10 protein-coding genes, 1 tRNA gene and 2 rRNA genes are annotated in these 14,640 nt (G+C 49.1%); 8 read left to right on the top strand and 5 right to left on the bottom strand.

Features of this window, described 5'->3' with window-relative positions; translation table 11 throughout:
- Positions 1–134: 134 nt before the first annotated feature.
- From ACQ86O_RS03295 to rrf, 3 genes are all read left to right on the top strand, one after another.
- Positions 135–210: transfer RNA gene (locus ACQ86O_RS03295), tRNA-Glu, on the top strand.
- 374 nt (positions 211–584) lie between these two features.
- Positions 585–3,491: ribosomal RNA gene (locus tag ACQ86O_RS03290) — 23S ribosomal RNA — on the top strand.
- A 106-nt stretch (positions 3,492–3,597) separates the two neighbouring features.
- A 5S ribosomal RNA gene (rrf, locus tag ACQ86O_RS03285) occupies positions 3,598–3,713 on the top strand.
- 202 nt (positions 3,714–3,915) lie between these two features.
- Here the strand turns inward: rrf and actP are convergent.
- The 3 genes from actP to acs form a co-directional block, all read right to left on the bottom strand.
- Positions 3,916–5,568, bottom strand: a complete 1,653-nt coding sequence (actP, locus tag ACQ86O_RS03280; protein ID WP_431224118.1) for a cation/acetate symporter ActP — start codon at positions 5,566–5,568, stop codon at positions 3,916–3,918.
- Entirely contained in the window at positions 5,565–5,876 is a 312-nt protein-coding gene (locus ACQ86O_RS03275) for a DUF485 domain-containing protein (protein WP_431224117.1), read from the bottom strand. The genes actP and ACQ86O_RS03275 overlap by 4 nt, the downstream gene beginning before the upstream one ends.
- Before the next feature lie 191 nt (positions 5,877–6,067).
- A complete protein-coding gene (gene acs, locus ACQ86O_RS03270) occupies positions 6,068–8,026 on the bottom strand; it encodes an acetate--CoA ligase (protein WP_431224116.1) in 1,959 nt (652 codons plus the stop codon).
- An 863-nt stretch (positions 8,027–8,889) separates the two neighbouring features.
- On the opposite strand from acs, the gene gltP reads away from it, so the two are divergent.
- Positions 8,890–10,206, top strand: coding sequence for a glutamate/aspartate:proton symporter GltP (gene gltP, locus ACQ86O_RS03265; protein ID WP_431224115.1), 1,317 nt, complete (start codon positions 8,890–8,892; stop codon positions 10,204–10,206).
- 101 nt (positions 10,207–10,307) lie between these two features.
- On the opposite strand, the gene ACQ86O_RS03260 is transcribed toward gltP, so the two are convergent.
- Positions 10,308–10,841: a metal-dependent hydrolase gene (locus tag ACQ86O_RS03260; protein ID WP_431224114.1), complete on the bottom strand. Its 534-nt coding sequence runs from the start codon at positions 10,839–10,841 to the stop codon at positions 10,308–10,310.
- 462 nt (positions 10,842–11,303) lie between these two features.
- On the opposite strand from ACQ86O_RS03260, the gene ACQ86O_RS03255 reads away from it, so the two are divergent.
- The gene (locus ACQ86O_RS03255) at positions 11,304–11,411 is read left to right on the top strand and encodes a colicin E1 family microcin immunity protein (protein WP_431225636.1); all 108 of its coding nucleotides are present in this window, start codon (positions 11,304–11,306) and stop codon (positions 11,409–11,411) included.
- Positions 11,412–11,473: 62 nt separating this feature from the next.
- On the opposite strand, the gene ACQ86O_RS03250 is transcribed toward ACQ86O_RS03255, so the two are convergent.
- On the bottom strand, positions 11,474–12,139 hold the full coding sequence (locus ACQ86O_RS03250) for a DUF2461 domain-containing protein (protein ID WP_431224113.1): 666 nt from the start codon (positions 12,137–12,139) through the stop codon (positions 11,474–11,476).
- Between the two features lie 549 nt (positions 12,140–12,688).
- Between ACQ86O_RS03250 and ACQ86O_RS03245 the strand changes: the two genes are divergently transcribed.
- The 3 genes from ACQ86O_RS03245 (at position 12,689) to ACQ86O_RS03235 (ending at position 14,466) form a co-directional block, all read left to right on the top strand.
- Positions 12,689–13,075 (top strand): VOC family protein, encoded by a 387-nt coding sequence (locus ACQ86O_RS03245; protein ID WP_308886286.1) that lies wholly within the window; start codon positions 12,689–12,691, stop codon positions 13,073–13,075.
- Positions 13,076–13,190: 115 nt separating this feature from the next.
- Positions 13,191–13,961: an SDR family NAD(P)-dependent oxidoreductase gene (locus ACQ86O_RS03240; RefSeq protein WP_431224112.1), complete on the top strand. Its 771-nt coding sequence runs from the start codon at positions 13,191–13,193 to the stop codon at positions 13,959–13,961.
- A 46-nt stretch (positions 13,962–14,007) separates the two neighbouring features.
- Positions 14,008–14,466, top strand: a complete 459-nt coding sequence (locus tag ACQ86O_RS03235; RefSeq protein ID WP_431224111.1) for a PhzA/PhzB family protein — start codon at positions 14,008–14,010, stop codon at positions 14,464–14,466.
- Positions 14,467–14,640: the final 174 nt, after the last annotated feature.

The following is a 14,640-nucleotide window of genomic DNA, read 5'->3' as shown; positions in this document are numbered from 1 at the left end:
TGTGGTAGGGGTAAGTGCCGAGGGGTTTGTGGCTGCCAGGTGCAGTGACAAACAACAATGGCGCTCGATTTTTCACGAAAAATCTCACCTTTACCCGAAATTATCGGATCGCTGTTCCGATAAGAAAATTTCGGGTCCCCATCGTCTAGAGGCCTAGGACACTGCCCTTTCACGGCTGTAACAGGGGTTCGAATCCCCTTGGGGACGCCAATCCGATAATGAGTGAAAGACATTATCACCGGTTATTTATAACCCAAAAATCTTAAAGATGACTCTCACGAGTCGTGTTTAAGATATTGCTCTTTAACAATCTGGAACAAGCTGAAAATTGAAACATGACAGCTGAAACTTATCCCTCCGTAGAACTATTGGGGTAAGGATTAACCTGTCATAGAGTCTCTCAAATAATTGCAATGCGAAGGTCATCTTCCTTGTTGCAGTGTGAGCGAGAAGATACTCGGCAAGGCGTACCGCGCACAGCAACCGCAGTGGACTTAAGGTCCATGAGGATTGCGCGCACGGAACAACGCAGCAGAGTGTGTTCGCAGCCACACCAATAAAGAAAAGACACCTTCGGGTTGTGAGGTTAAGTGACTAAGCGTACACGGTGGATGCCTAGGCAGTCAGAGGCGATGAAGGGCGTGCTAATCTGCGAAAAGTGTCGGTAAGCTGATATGAAGCGTTACAACCGGCAATACCCGAATGGGGAAACCCAGTGCAATTCGTTGCACTATCGTATGGTGAATACATAGCCATACGAGGCGAACCGGGGGAACTGAAACATCTAAGTACCCCGAGGAAAAGAAATCAACCGAGATTCCCCCAGTAGCGGCGAGCGAACGGGGAGGAGCCCAGAACCTGAATCAGTTTGTGTGTTAGTGGAAGCGTCTGGAAAGTCGCGCAGCAAAGGGTGATAGCCCCGTACACTAAAATGCACAAGGTGTGAGTTCGATGAGTAGGGCGGGACACGTGACATCCTGTCTGAATATGGGGGGACCATCCTCCAAGGCTAAATACTCCTGACTGACCGATAGTGAACCAGTACCGTGAGGGAAAGGCGAAAAGAACCCCGGCGAGGGGAGTGAAATAGAACCTGAAACCGTGTACGTACAAGCAGTGGGAGCCTACTTTGTTGGGTGACTGCGTACCTTTTGTATAATGGGTCAGCGACTTATATTTTGTAGCAAGGTTAACCGTATAGGGGAGCCGTAGGGAAACCGAGTCTTAACTGGGCGAATAGTTGCAAGGTATAGACCCGAAACCCGGTGATCTAGCCATGGGCAGGTTGAAGGTTGGGTAACACTAACTGGAGGACCGAACCGACTAATGTTGAAAAATTAGCGGATGACTTGTGGCTGGGGGTGAAAGGCCAATCAAACCGGGAGATAGCTGGTTCTCCCCGAAAGCTATTTAGGTAGCGCCTCGTGAACTCATCTTCGGGGGTAGAGCACTGTTTCGGCTAGGGGGCCATCCCGGCTTACCAAACCGATGCAAACTCCGAATACCGAAGAATGTTATCACGGGAGACACACGGCGGGTGCTAACGTCCGTCGTGAAGAGGGAAACAACCCAGACCGCCAGCTAAGGTCCCAAAGTCATGGTTAAGTGGGAAACGATGTGGGAAGGCATAGACAGCCAGGATGTTGGCTTAGAAGCAGCCATCATTTAAAGAAAGCGTAATAGCTCACTGGTCGAGTCGGCCTGCGCGGAAGATGTAACGGGGCTAAACCATGCACCGAAGCTGCGGCAGCAACGCTTAGGCGTTGTTGGGTAGGGGAGCGTTCTGTAAGCCGTTGAAGGTGGACTGTGAGGTCTGCTGGAGGTATCAGAAGTGCGAATGCTGACATAAGTAACGATAAAGCGGGTGAAAAACCCGCTCGCCGGAAGACCAAGGGTTCCTGTCCAACGTTAATCGGGGCAGGGTGAGTCGACCCCTAAGGCGAGGCCGAAAGGCGTAGTCGATGGGAAACGGGTTAATATTCCCGTACTCGGTGTTACTGCGAAGGGGGACGGAGAAGGCTAGGCTAGCCGGGCGACGGTTGTCCCGGTTTAAGCGTGTAGGGGGTGTTCCTGGTAAATCCGGAACGCTATCAACCCTGAGGCGTGATGACGATGCACTACGGTGCAGAAGTAGTTGATGCCAAGCTTCCAGGAAAAGCCTCTAAGCATCAGGTAACATTGAATCGTACCCCAAACCGACACAGGTGGTCAGGTAGAGAATACTCAGGCGCTTGAGAGAACTCGGGTGAAGGAACTAGGCAAAATGGTGCCGTAACTTCGGGAGAAGGCACGCTGGCGCGTAGGTGAAAGGATTGACTCCTGGAGCTGAAGCCAGTCGCAGATACCAGCTGGCTGCAACTGTTTAATAAAAACACAGCACTGTGCAAACACGAAAGTGGACGTATACGGTGTGACGCCTGCCCGGTGCTGGAAGGTTAATTGATGGGGTCAGCCGCAAGGCGAAGCTCTTGATCGAAGCCCCAGTAAACGGCGGCCGTAACTATAACGGTCCTAAGGTAGCGAAATTCCTTGTCGGGTAAGTTCCGACCTGCACGAATGGCGTAATGATGGCCAGGCTGTCTCCACCCGAGACTCAGTGAAATTGAACTCGCTGTGAAGATGCAGTGTACCCGCGGCAAGACGGAAAGACCCCGTGAACCTTTACTATAGCTTGACACTGAACATTGAGCCTTGATGTGTAGGATAGGTGGGAGGCTTTGAAGTGTGGACGCCAGTCTGCATGGAGCCAACCTTGAAATACCACCCTTTAATGTTTGATGTTCTAACTCGGCCCCATAATCTGGGGTGAGGACAGTGTCTGGTGGGTAGTTTGACTGGGGCGGTCTCCTCCCAAAGAGTAACGGAGGAGCACGAAGGTTAGCTAATCACGGTCGGACATCGTGAGGTTAGTGCAAAGGCATAAGCTAGCTTGACTGCGAGAGTGACGGCTCGAGCAGGTACGAAAGTAGGTCTTAGTGATCCGGTGGTTCTGAATGGAAGGGCCATCGCTCAACGGATAAAAGGTACTCCGGGGATAACAGGCTGATACCGCCCAAGAGTTCATATCGACGGCGGTGTTTGGCACCTCGATGTCGGCTCATCACATCCTGGGGCTGAAGTAGGTCCCAAGGGTATGGCTGTTCGCCATTTAAAGTGGTACGCGAGCTGGGTTTAGAACGTCGTGAGACAGTTCGGTCCCTATCTGCCGTGGGCGTTGGAAGATTGAGAGGGGTTGCTCCTAGTACGAGAGGACCGGAGTGAACGCACCCCTGGTGTTCGGGTTGTCATGCCAATGGCACTGCCCGGTAGCTACGTGCGGAAAAGATAAGCGCTGAAAGCATCTAAGCGCGAAACTTGCCTCGAGATGAGTCTTCCCTGGGCCTTTAAGGTCCCTGAAGGAACGTTTAAGACTAAGACGTTGATAGGCTGGGTGTGTAAGTGCAGCGATGCATTGAGCTAACCAGTACTAATGAACCGTGAGGCTTAACCTTACAACACCGAAGGTGTTTTAGAGAGACGAGATTGATTTTCAGCGAAGTTCCGAGATTGGATTGGCTGGCATGACGAAAGTGATGCGGGTTGATGAAACAGAATTTGCCTGGCGGCGATAGCGCGGTGGTCCCACCTGACCCCATGCCGAACTCAGAAGTGAAACGCCGTAGCGCCGATGGTAGTGTGGGGTCTCCCCATGCGAGAGTAGGACACTGCCAGGCATCAAATAAAGCAATAAGCCCTACGTGAAAGCGTAGGGCTTTTTGTTTTGTGCCAAATACCGTTCTGGTCAGTTTATCTTCGTCAGAATATAAGGGGAAGGCGGCAGATAACTGAGTTATCAATCAATAAACCTGCCGGGTAGCCCAGCAGGTTAACGGTATGGGAAAGGACCAAATCAGGTTTGGCCCAGGTTACCAGAGCTTAATGCGCACTTCCTTGTGAAATACCCAACCCGGTTTGCGAGCGTACAAACTGGGCACGGAACTTCACCCGCTCCTGCTGCCCGACTAAAGAGTTGTCGGTGACAGAGAAGAACCAGGTACCCACAAATGCAATCAGCATTGAGAATAGCGCCGGATATTCATAAGGATAGATAGGTTTGGCGTGACCCAGAATCTGCACCCAGATAGTTGGGCCCAAAATCATCAGTATCACTGCGGTTAACAGACCGAGCCATCCTCCGATCATTGCGCCCCTGGTTGTCAGACGTGACCAATACATGGAAAGAATGAGGATCGGGAAGTTACAACTGGCCGCAATGGAGAATGCCAACCCCACCATAAAGGCAATGTTCTGCTTCTCGAACAGGATCCCCAAGGCAATAGCAACTACCCCGAGTAATACTACGGTGATCTTGGAAACCTTTAGTTCATCACGTTCCGTCGCTTTGCCATCTTTAACGACGCAAGCATACAAATCGTGAGAAACCGCAGAGGCACCAGCCAGGGTTAACCCGGCGACCACGGCTAGAATGGTGGCGAATGCCACAGCAGAGATAAAGCCGAGGAAGAAGTTCCCACCGACAGCATTAGCCAGATGAACCGCCGCCATATTATTGCCGCCCAGCAGGGCCCCAGCGGCATCTTTGAATGCCGGGTTGGCGCTGACAAGCAAGATTGCGCCAAAGCCGATAATAAAGGTCAGGATATAAAAGTAACCGATAAAACCGGTGGCATAGAACACACTTTTACGGGCTTCTTTGGCATCGCTAACGGTGAAGAAGCGCATCAGGATATGCGGCAAACCTGCGGTACCAAACATCAATGCCAAGCCCAGAGATAGCGCGGATATTGGATCGGAAACCAGCCCGCCAGGGCTCATGATGGCAAGCCCCTTCGGATGCACTTTTACCGCTTCGGCAAACAGGGTATTGAAATTAAAGTTGACCGACTTCATTACCATCAGCGCCATAAAGCTGGCTCCCGATAGCAGCAAAACGGCTTTGATGATTTGTACCCAGGTGGTAGCCAGCATGCCGCCGAACAGCACGTACATCACCATTAATATGCCAACCAGGATCACGGCAATATGGTAGTTGAGGCCAAATAATAGCTGGATCAATTTACCTGCGCCCACCATCTGGGCGATGAGATATAACGCCACCACGACCAGTGAACCACAGGCCGAGAGGCTCCTGATGGGTTTTTGCTTCAGGCGATAAGAGGCAACGTCGGCAAAAGTGTAACGCCCGAGGTTACGTAACCGTTCGGCAATCAGGAACAAAATAATGGGCCAACCAATCAGGAAGCCGATGGAATAAATCAGGCCGTCATAGCCGGAGGTGTACACCAGAGCGGAAATGCCGAGGAATGAAGCTGCAGACATAAAGTCGCCTGCGATGGCCAAGCCGTTTTGCAACCCGGTAATACGCCCTCCTGCGGTGTAGTAATCGCCTCGGGATCGGGTACGCTTGGAAGCCCAGTAGGTGATATAAAGCGTGGCACCCACGAACAGAATGAACATGACGATAGCCTGGATGTTCAAAGGTTGGCGTTGTACCGCACCACCTATGGCATCGGCATAGCTCAGGCCTGGCAGTGCCAGCAGAGCAGCAGCTGAAAGCAAGCGCTTCATTGTTTCACCTCACGCAGGATTTCGGCATTAAGACGATCGAATTCGCCGTTAGCGCGATAAACATAGATGCCTGTTGAGACGAAAGAGATGACGATCAACCCCACACCGATCGGGATCCCACGGGTAATGGTTGATCCTGTCGCAACTGGAGTCCCCAGCCACTGAGGATCGAAGGCAATCAGAAAGATAAAGCTCACGTACAGCGCCAGTATGATCAGCGAGAGGAGCCAAGCAAAGCGGCTGCGTTTTTGCACCAGCTCCTTGAAGCGCGGGTTTTCTTCAATCCCTTGATAAATGTTGTCATTCATCCGAGTTTCTCCAATAGGTATTGAGCGATTACGCCGCGCGATACCCTTCCGGTTTTCAAAACGGCGCTCTGTAGGCCGCCTTTACCCCTCCCAGTCAAAGTGTCTGGGATAAGCGTTGCTGCATTGAAAACTTTCAGGTATACAGGCCGTTCAAATGCGGAGTGCAGATGAACGGCCGCAAGCGGCATAAATTAGGATGGAACTGTCATTGATTGTTTTTCTTCCAACAGCTTGTCGACTACAGCTGGATCTGCCAGCGTTGAGGTATCCCCCAGATTGCTGGTATCGCCAGCGGCAATTTTGCGCAGAATACGCCGCATGATTTTGCCGGAGCGCGTTTTCGGCAAAGAATCGGTCCAGTGAAGGACATCCGGCGTAGCGATAGGACCGATCTCTTTACGTACCCAGTTACGCACTTCAGCATAGAGTTCCGGCGTCGGTTCTTCGCCATGGTTCAGGGTGATATAGGCATAAATTGCCTGGCCCTTGATGTTATGAGGGATCCCAACCACGGCGGCTTCAGCAATTTTAGGGTGGGATACCAAGGCAGATTCAATTTCGGCCGTACCCAGACGGTGACCGGAAACGTTCAGCACGTCATCAACGCGGCCAGTGATCCAGTAATAGCCGTCTTCGTCACGGCGCGCACCGTCACCACTGAAATACATGCCCTTAAAGGTTGAGAAATAGGTTTGTTCGAAGCGCTCATGGTCACCGAACAGGGTACGAGCCTGGCCTGGCCAGGAGTCAGTGATTACCAGGTTACCCTCGCAGGCTCCTTCTTGCGGTGTGCCCATGTTATCGACTAACGCTGGTTGTACACCAAAGAATGGGCGTGTGGCTGAACCTGCTTTCAACTCGGTTGCGCCTGGTAGTGGGGTGATCATGAAACCCCCGGTTTCGGTTTGCCACCAGGTATCGACGATTGGGCATTTCGCGTTACCAATCTTGTTGTAATACCATTCCCAGGCTTCCGGGTTGATGGGTTCACCAACTGAACCCATGATGCGCAGTGAATCGCGTTTGGTTCCTTCGATGGCTTTGTCGCCTTCGGCCATCAAGGCACGGATTGCGGTGGGAGCGGTATACAGAATATTAACCTGATGTTTATCTACCACTTGTGACAGCCTGTTCACCCCAGGGTAGTTTGGGACGCCTTCAAACATCAGCGTGATTGCGCCACAGGCCAATGGGCCATATAGCAGATAGCTGTGGCCGGTAACCCAACCGACGTCTGCAGTACACCAATAAATGTCGCCATCGTGGTAGTCAAAGACGTATTTGAAGGTCAGTGCGGCATACACCAGATAGCCGCCGGTAGTGTGCACCACGCCTTTCGGTTTACCCGTTGACCCGGAGGTATAAAGTATAAACAGCGGATCTTCCGCGTTCATTTCTTCCGGTGGGCAGTCAGCAGAAACGCCCTCTGTCAGTTCGTGCCACCAGAGGTCTCGCCCTTCCTGCCAATAACCCGGTTTACCGGTGCGTTGGAATACCACGACGTTGTCGATGCTTTTCACCCCAGGGTTTTTCAACGCATCATCGACGTTCTTTTTCAGAGGCACGGCGCGGCCAGCACGTAAGCCTTCATCCGCAGTAATGACCAGTTTGGAATTGGAGTCGATAATACGACCCGCAACGGCCTCTGGGGAGAAGCCACCAAAGATCACCGAGTGCACGGCACCGATACGGGCACAAGCCAGCATCGCGACGACGGCTTCTGGCACCATTGGCATATAGATCGCTACGACATCACCTTTCTTCACCCCGAGCTTTTTCAGCACGTTGGCGAACTGGCACACGTCATGATGCAATTGTTTGTAAGTGACATTTTTCGATTGGGTGGGATCGTCACCTTCCCAAATGATGGCGGTTTGATCGCCACGCTCTGCCAGGTGGCGATCCAAACAGTTGGCAGCCAGATTCAGAGTCCCGTCCTCAAACCAACGAATGCTGATATGACCGGGATCGAAAGAGGTGTTCTTGACCGATGTATAAGGTTTGATCCAGTCGAGGATCTTGCCTTGCTCGCTCCAGAATGCTGCGGGGTCTTGCACCGATTGTTGATAATAATGTTGATATTGCGCTTCATTAATCAGGGCACGATCTGCAATTGCAGAAGGAATGGTGTGTTTATGCACTTGGCTCATGGTTTTTCTCCTTAGAATTGTTAATAATATGTCAACTTATGGTTAAGTATAGTTTGCGATGATTCTTTGTTTCTTTTTTGGGCGGCAGATCACGCAACGAAGATGTTGATTTGTAATAGTTACTGTCGTAATTGTGTTGTGCATCTGTTTGGTTGACGGTGGAAAATTGATAATGTGGCTATTTCCCTTAAAAAAGTTTTTAACTAACTAAAAATAATAAGTATTAAAATACCTATGGTGTCATTTATTAAATGAATGGCGTGAGAATAGACTGTTTAGGTGGGTTTTATTATTTTAAATCTGGAAGATATATTTTCGGTGGTTATTATTCTGGGTTTATCTTTACCTTATCAATAATGTTTTTATATGGATTATATTAAATACATACCTGAATGTTTGAGTGTCTATCCATTCTAAAAATTTATTGATTGGCGTGAGATCCCTTCTGGTTGTTGTGCAATAATTTTTCATTTGCAAAACCATTTTTTAACAAAATTCACACATTGAATTCGACTAAATATGCAAAGGTTGTGAAAAGTCACGCATATTAATTTTGTTTGAAAATTGTTCAGGTAAATTTGGTACTCATCCGGTAGAGCTAATATTATGTTTTTAAGAACAAGCAATTATGTAACAACTCATTTTTTTCTTGCTTATTCAACATTCCGGAAGGTCTGCCGGCCAGATAAAACAAGGCTTGCAGCAACCGGCCTCCAGATGATACAGATTTATACTGCGTTGCACGAAGGGCAGGCGAACGCATGGGTCAACTAACATAAGCCCGTATCAAGTGATTAAATATTCCATCTGGAGCCTAAAGTTTAGTTAACACTTTAGCACGGAGTTTTTGAGGATTTTTGGGTATGAAGAGTGTAAAAATCAGCCTTGCTTGGCAAATTCTGATTGCGTTGGTATTGGGTATTATCTTAGGCGCAGTATTACATAATCAAACGGAATCACGTGACTGGTTGGTTAATAATGTATTGAGCCCGGCGGGTGATATCTTTATTCGTTTGATCAAGATGATCGTGGTGCCTATTGTTATTTCTACCCTGATAGTGGGTATTGCTGGGGTAGGGGATACCAAAAAGCTGGGCCGCATCGGATTGAAAACCATTATCTATTTTGAAGTGATCACCACCATCGCAATAGTCGTCGGTGTGACATTGGCTAATGTTTTTCAACCCGGGCACGGCATTGATATGTCGGCTTTGACCGCTGTTGATATCTCACAGTATGAAAAAACTACCGAACAGGTGCAAAGTGGTTCGCACAGCCTGGTCGCCACTATCCTTTCGTTAATTCCTTCAAACGTGTTCTCCTCAATGGCCCGAGGCGACATGTTGCCAATCATCTTCTTCTCCGTGCTGTTTGGTCTCGGGCTCTCTTCTTTACCAAAGGATACCAAAGAGCCATTGCTGAAGGTGTTTAAAGCTGTTTCTGAGAGCATGTTCAAAGTTACGCATATGATCATGCGCTACGCACCAATTGGGGTGTTTGGCCTGATCTCGGTAACGGTAGCCAATTTTGGTTTCGCTTCGCTGTTACCCCTGGCTAAACTGGTGGTGCTGGTTTACTTCGCGATTGCCTTTTTTGCCTTGGTGGTTCTTGGGACGGTCGCGCGGTTATGTAAGCTGAGCATCTGGACGTTGATACGTATCTTGAAAGAAGAGCTGATCCTGGCTTACTCAACGGCCAGTTCAGAAACCGTGCTGCCACGTATTATCGAAAAAATGGAGGCCTACGGCGCTCCAAGTTCTATCACCAGCTTTGTGGTGCCAACTGGCTACTCTTTCAATCTGGATGGTTCAACCCTGTATCAGAGCATTGCCGCGATCTTTATTGCGCAGTTGTACGGCATTGAGCTGTCGCTGGGGCAAGAGATCATTCTGGTTCTGACCTTGATGGTGACTTCAAAAGGGATCGCCGGTGTGCCAGGTGTCTCTTTTGTGGTACTGCTGGCGACTCTGGGCAGCGTGGGCATTCCGCTGGAAGGCCTGGCGTTTATAGCCGGTGTCGACCGTATCCTGGATATGGCGCGTACCGCACTGAACGTGGTCGGTAATGCATTGGCAGTGCTGGTAATTGCCAAATGGGAACACCAGTTCGATAGTAAAAAGGCATTGGCCTATGAGCAGGAGTTCCTGGCCGGTAAGGTAAAACCGGTCAATCAAGCATAAACGGGCTAAGCCAGGGTTTTGTTTAACGGCTTCCATGATTGGGAGCCGTTTTTCATCTTGCTCCGTTTGATGATTTGCACCACCGGTTTGGCGCTTAATCATCAATGGCGCAGTATAGCTCTACGCAGCAGCATCATGGCTGTCATCAGGATCACCCCTGGCAACCATACCCATAACAGCTCTGAAATGATCACCGCATGCCCAGCGGGAGTAAGGTATTTTTCCAGGCCAAATGGCGCAACGCGGATCACCTGCCAAGGGGCGAAAAAGCGCTCATCGCTCCATGGCCACAACCAACCCACGCCTTTACCCCCGGTAGTCACCGAGTCCAGCAAGCTGTGCGATAGCAGCGAAATGAAGAGAAACAGCCAGGTCTTGAGCAGGTTGGCCTTAAAGAAACGGTAGAAAAGTAATGCCAATGTGGGCATCAGTAGGGCAAACAACAGTGAATGCGTGAAACCGCGATGGCCGAACTGATTGCCATAAGCCACACCGAATTTAAAGGCGAGCACATCGGCATCCGGCAGCATTGAAAGCACGATCCCGGCAAGTAGTAGACGGGGAGGGATGATCTTCTGGCCCAAGCCTAGGCCGAGACATAATGGCACTGCGGCGTGGGTGATAACAGTCGGCATAATTTTCTTCCATGATAGAGGCTCAAGCGTTCAAGATGGCAACACTGCGGGAAATTCTCCACATTATGGCATATCCGAATGTGCGTCATCCCCTTTGTCCCCTTGAGAGAATGCCGCTGCCTTTAGTCCGGAGATTCCGTGGTGCAGGAGGTATCGCTGGGGGAGTATAAGGCGGACGGGAAAACCCATTGATTGAAAAGTACGGCCCCAGAAATGAGAGGCCGCACAGGCCTCCATGTGGGCAAATGCACAATGCTCAACCGCTATATTGTCCCCAAAACGACCACCACCAGTAGGCAATAAACATCACCAACCCGAAGCCATAGAGGAGCGCCTTAAAAACATCTTGAAAGATAATATCCCGTATCAAGGCTATCAGGGAGGGGGCCATTGGGCGTAATCCCTATATCGATCGTTTATTTATATTGGCTAATCAACCAAAGCAATCAAAAGTTAACATACATGCTAATTTTCTCCATTATAAGCGGAGTATTGTGTCCATTTTCTAATAAAATAATGACGAAAATTGGACTGTTATTTGCCAAAAAGGAATTTTGGGAAATATTTTAAGCCACCGGTGCTGCATTATGTTAGTGCATTTCCACATCGAGATTTTTCATCTTCAACACGAATCAGGAAGAGATAAAGGGGGCTAACTGGGTAAAAGCGTCTGCCAGCGTATTCACTAACTGTGGCTTGAACAGGTCGGCAATATCATGGTTTTCTTTCATGACCGAGAAAGATTTTCGATTATACCAGGTGGCGATATCTTCGGGCTGATCGGGCTGCAACAGGTGTTTGTAAGTTTCGCCTGCCAATTCAAACATGGGTAAAAGATGCGCCGTGGCGTGTCGGAATTCATTTTCGCGGCGGAGAATATTTTCTCTGACGCGATCCATCGTGGCTCGTGTCGCAGCGTAATAGCCCAAGCCGTAATAAAAACCATCTGGCCTGATTTCAAAGAAATAGACCGGAGAATCAATCCAATGTTTTTTATCGCGTTTAAACGTCAGCCACATTCGGTTGCGAAAGCGGGATTTGTCTTTGGAGAAGCGCGTATCTCGATAAATACGGGATACGGTCTTACCTATTGCGGGACTGACTTCAATGTGAGGATCAATGCTTTGCATTGTCGGGGTAAGTGATTCTACAAGATTTTGAAAAGGCTCCAATAGATGCATTTTATATGCAGGCTTATTGTTGTCATACCACTCTTTGCTGTTTTGCCGTTTCACTTCGCTTAAGAAGGCAATGCTTTCTCTGCTGAACTGGCTGTGTGGTGCAGTTGTATCATCCATTGTTTCCTCCTTTTTTACCGCAAACAGTAAAGCTTATCTAATTAAATAACTATTATTCATTATTTCAATAAAAAGCCGAATTAAAAAGTTGATTATTGATCTATGTCAATAAAAGTCGATCTTTGTGCAAGAATTATATACATTTATCGATACGTAAAGCATTCTGTTTGTAACAAATCATTAGAAAGTATAATGAATGTTGCGAAGTAAATAGTTATTACTGGTTATTATAAAACCCCATCTATAAGGAAAGGTTTATGATGAGAGGGCAAGTTATTAATTATCAGGGTAATATATTCATACTCGACGTTCTCGCAAACGCTATTCATAGTTCGGTTTTTTCTTGCGGGCCATCCCATGCCGGTGTGAATAGCAAATTTCCGCTTCGCTCTCTGCGGTTTTCCCTGTGTTCTCCTCATCAGTTTCTGTCTTTTACCTCAGTTTTATTCTTTCTTGTGGTGATTAATTTCATACTTAATCATTTTCACTCGAAATACATCGAACGCTATTGAATCAATCTGACTTTAAGCCCTTTACAGGAGGAGTGGTATGTTCAAGCCTAATAGTGTGATTTTGTACGTTGACAACGTAGAAGCCAGCACCGCGTTTTATAAAGCTATTTTTGGCGAGGGTCCGATCGAGGCTTTCCCCGGTTTTTCCGTGTTCTCGTTAAAAGATGGTTTTATTTTAGGGCTGCAAACCAAGCACGATATCGAGCCGAAGCCCCAACCGGCATTCGGCGGATTTGAGCTGTGCCTGAGCGATATCTCGATCGAAGAGGTTGACGCCATTTACCGCGACTTTAAAGCGCGCAATGTTCCAATGGCGTTGCCGCCAAGCAGACTGGAGTTTGGCTACACCTTTGTGGCGCTGGATCCTGATGGGCACCGCATCCGTCTATGCGCAACGGACACCAGTGGGATCGAGAAGCTCTAATCGGCCTGGCCGATGTTGTCTTTACCGGCAGGTGGTATTAGCGATTTGCTTAGGGAGAGATGAACATCGGCCATGGGTTCGTCATAGCACTCAAGGAGAGGCATGTGAGAAAAATATGGTTGATCACCGGTGCGGCTCGCGGCTTTGGCCGCGTCTGGACGGAGGCGGCGCTAAAAGGGGAGATGGTGTCATTGCTACGGCGCGTGAGCCGGAGAAATTGGCCGATCTGGCCGCTGAGTACGGTGAGAGCCTCTTGCCGGTGAAGATGGATGTGTGCGATCGCGCTGCCGTGGCGGCTGCGGTGGAAACCGGCTTTCACGCCTTCGGGCGCATCGACGTTGTGGTGAATAATGCCGGTTACGGTCTGTTTTGCCCGTTGGAAGACGTGCCGGAAAAGGAAGCCAGGCAGATTGTCGAAACCAATCTGCTAGGATCGCTGTGGGTTATTCAGTCGGTGCTGCCGTATTTAAGGCGACAAGGGCATGGGCATATGATCCAGATCTCCAGCATTGCCGGTTTGCTGGCGTTGCCCGGCATGGCGATGTACAACGCGACAAAATGGGCAGTGGAAGGCATGGTCGAAACGCTGGCTCAGGAGGTCAAAGCGTTTGGAATCAATGTCACGCTGGTGGAACCTGGCCCCCACCTTACCGATTGGATCGGCAGCTCGGCTGTGCGCCCGGAACGCGGGCAGGCCTATCCCTCTCATGAGCAGATGATGCAGCAGAGCTGGCCGCGTTTGCTATTGGCCGCTCCCGATGCCGCCGTGGCGCCGATGATGACGCTGGTGGATTCGGATGCGCCCCCGTTGCGGCTGCTGTTGGGTGAGTCGTTAAATGCACTGATTATTCAGGATGGGCAACAACGCCTGGCTGGTATCGCATAATCTAATAAGCATGCTGTCTCATTTTATATGAAATGAAGGAGCAGTGATGATGGAAAGTAAAGTTCGCGCGAGCAATCGTAATATTGTCGAACAGTATATGAATACTTACGGACAAGCCCGTTTATCCAGGCACGAACTGTTTGACGAAGAGGGGTGTGGAGGGCTTTGGACTACGGATAGCGGCGAACCGGTCGTTATCAAAAGTAAAAAGCAGTTGGCTAAACATGCGGTATGGTCGTTGGCCTGCTTCCCCGATTGGCGCTGGTACAACGTGCAGATCTTCGATACACAGGATCCGGATATTTTTTGGGTTGAATGTGACGGTAAAGGAGAGATTAATTTTAAGGGCTACCCCAAAGGGTTTTATCAAAATCACTTTATTCATTACTTCCAGTTTAAAAATGGAAAAATCATCCTTCAACGTGAGTTTATGAATCCTTGTCAGCAATTCCGAGCACTGGGCATTGATGTGCCGGAAATAATCAGAGAAGGCATTCCAACCTAATATCCTTTTTCATTGATTCATCTTTATCTCGTTTTTATGTGATTCCTTTTTACGTCCTGATAAGACTGGGGATATAACATGGCTATACCTGATATTGAAGATTATGATCTCGGCTCGTTGGCATCGTCAATGCCAAATAAAGTGGACTGGCGTATAACTCCCGTAAGGAGTTTG

The sequence above is a fragment of the Serratia sp. L9 genome, assembly GCF_050632285.1.
In the GTDB taxonomy this organism is placed as follows: Bacteria; Pseudomonadota; Gammaproteobacteria; order Enterobacterales; family Enterobacteriaceae; genus Chania.
The sequence above is the reverse complement of the archived record's forward strand: the minus strand, read 5'-3'. Positions and strand labels throughout refer to the sequence as shown.

Coding starts and splice junctions, on each gene's coding strand:
- actP (WP_431224118.1), bottom strand. CDS start 5,568: ATGAAGCGCTTGCTTTCAGCTGCTGCTCTGCTGGCACTGCCAGGCCTG.
- ACQ86O_RS03275 (WP_431224117.1), bottom strand. CDS start 5,876: ATGAATGACAACATTTATCAAGGGATTGAAGAAAACCCGCGCTTCAAG.
- acs (WP_431224116.1), bottom strand. CDS start 8,026: ATGAGCCAAGTGCATAAACACACCATTCCTTCTGCAATTGCAGATCGT.
- gltP (WP_431224115.1), top strand. CDS start 8,890: ATGAAGAGTGTAAAAATCAGCCTTGCTTGGCAAATTCTGATTGCGTTG.
- ACQ86O_RS03260 (WP_431224114.1), bottom strand. CDS start 10,841: ATGCCGACTGTTATCACCCACGCCGCAGTGCCATTATGTCTCGGCCTA.
- ACQ86O_RS03255 (WP_431225636.1), top strand. CDS start 11,304: ATGCTAATTTTCTCCATTATAAGCGGAGTATTGTGTCCATTTTCTAAT.
- ACQ86O_RS03250 (WP_431224113.1), bottom strand. CDS start 12,139: ATGGATGATACAACTGCACCACACAGCCAGTTCAGCAGAGAAAGCATT.
- ACQ86O_RS03245 (WP_308886286.1), top strand. CDS start 12,689: ATGTTCAAGCCTAATAGTGTGATTTTGTACGTTGACAACGTAGAAGCC.
- ACQ86O_RS03240 (WP_431224112.1), top strand. CDS start 13,191: ATGGTTGATCACCGGTGCGGCTCGCGGCTTTGGCCGCGTCTGGACGGA.
- ACQ86O_RS03235 (WP_431224111.1), top strand. CDS start 14,008: ATGATGGAAAGTAAAGTTCGCGCGAGCAATCGTAATATTGTCGAACAG.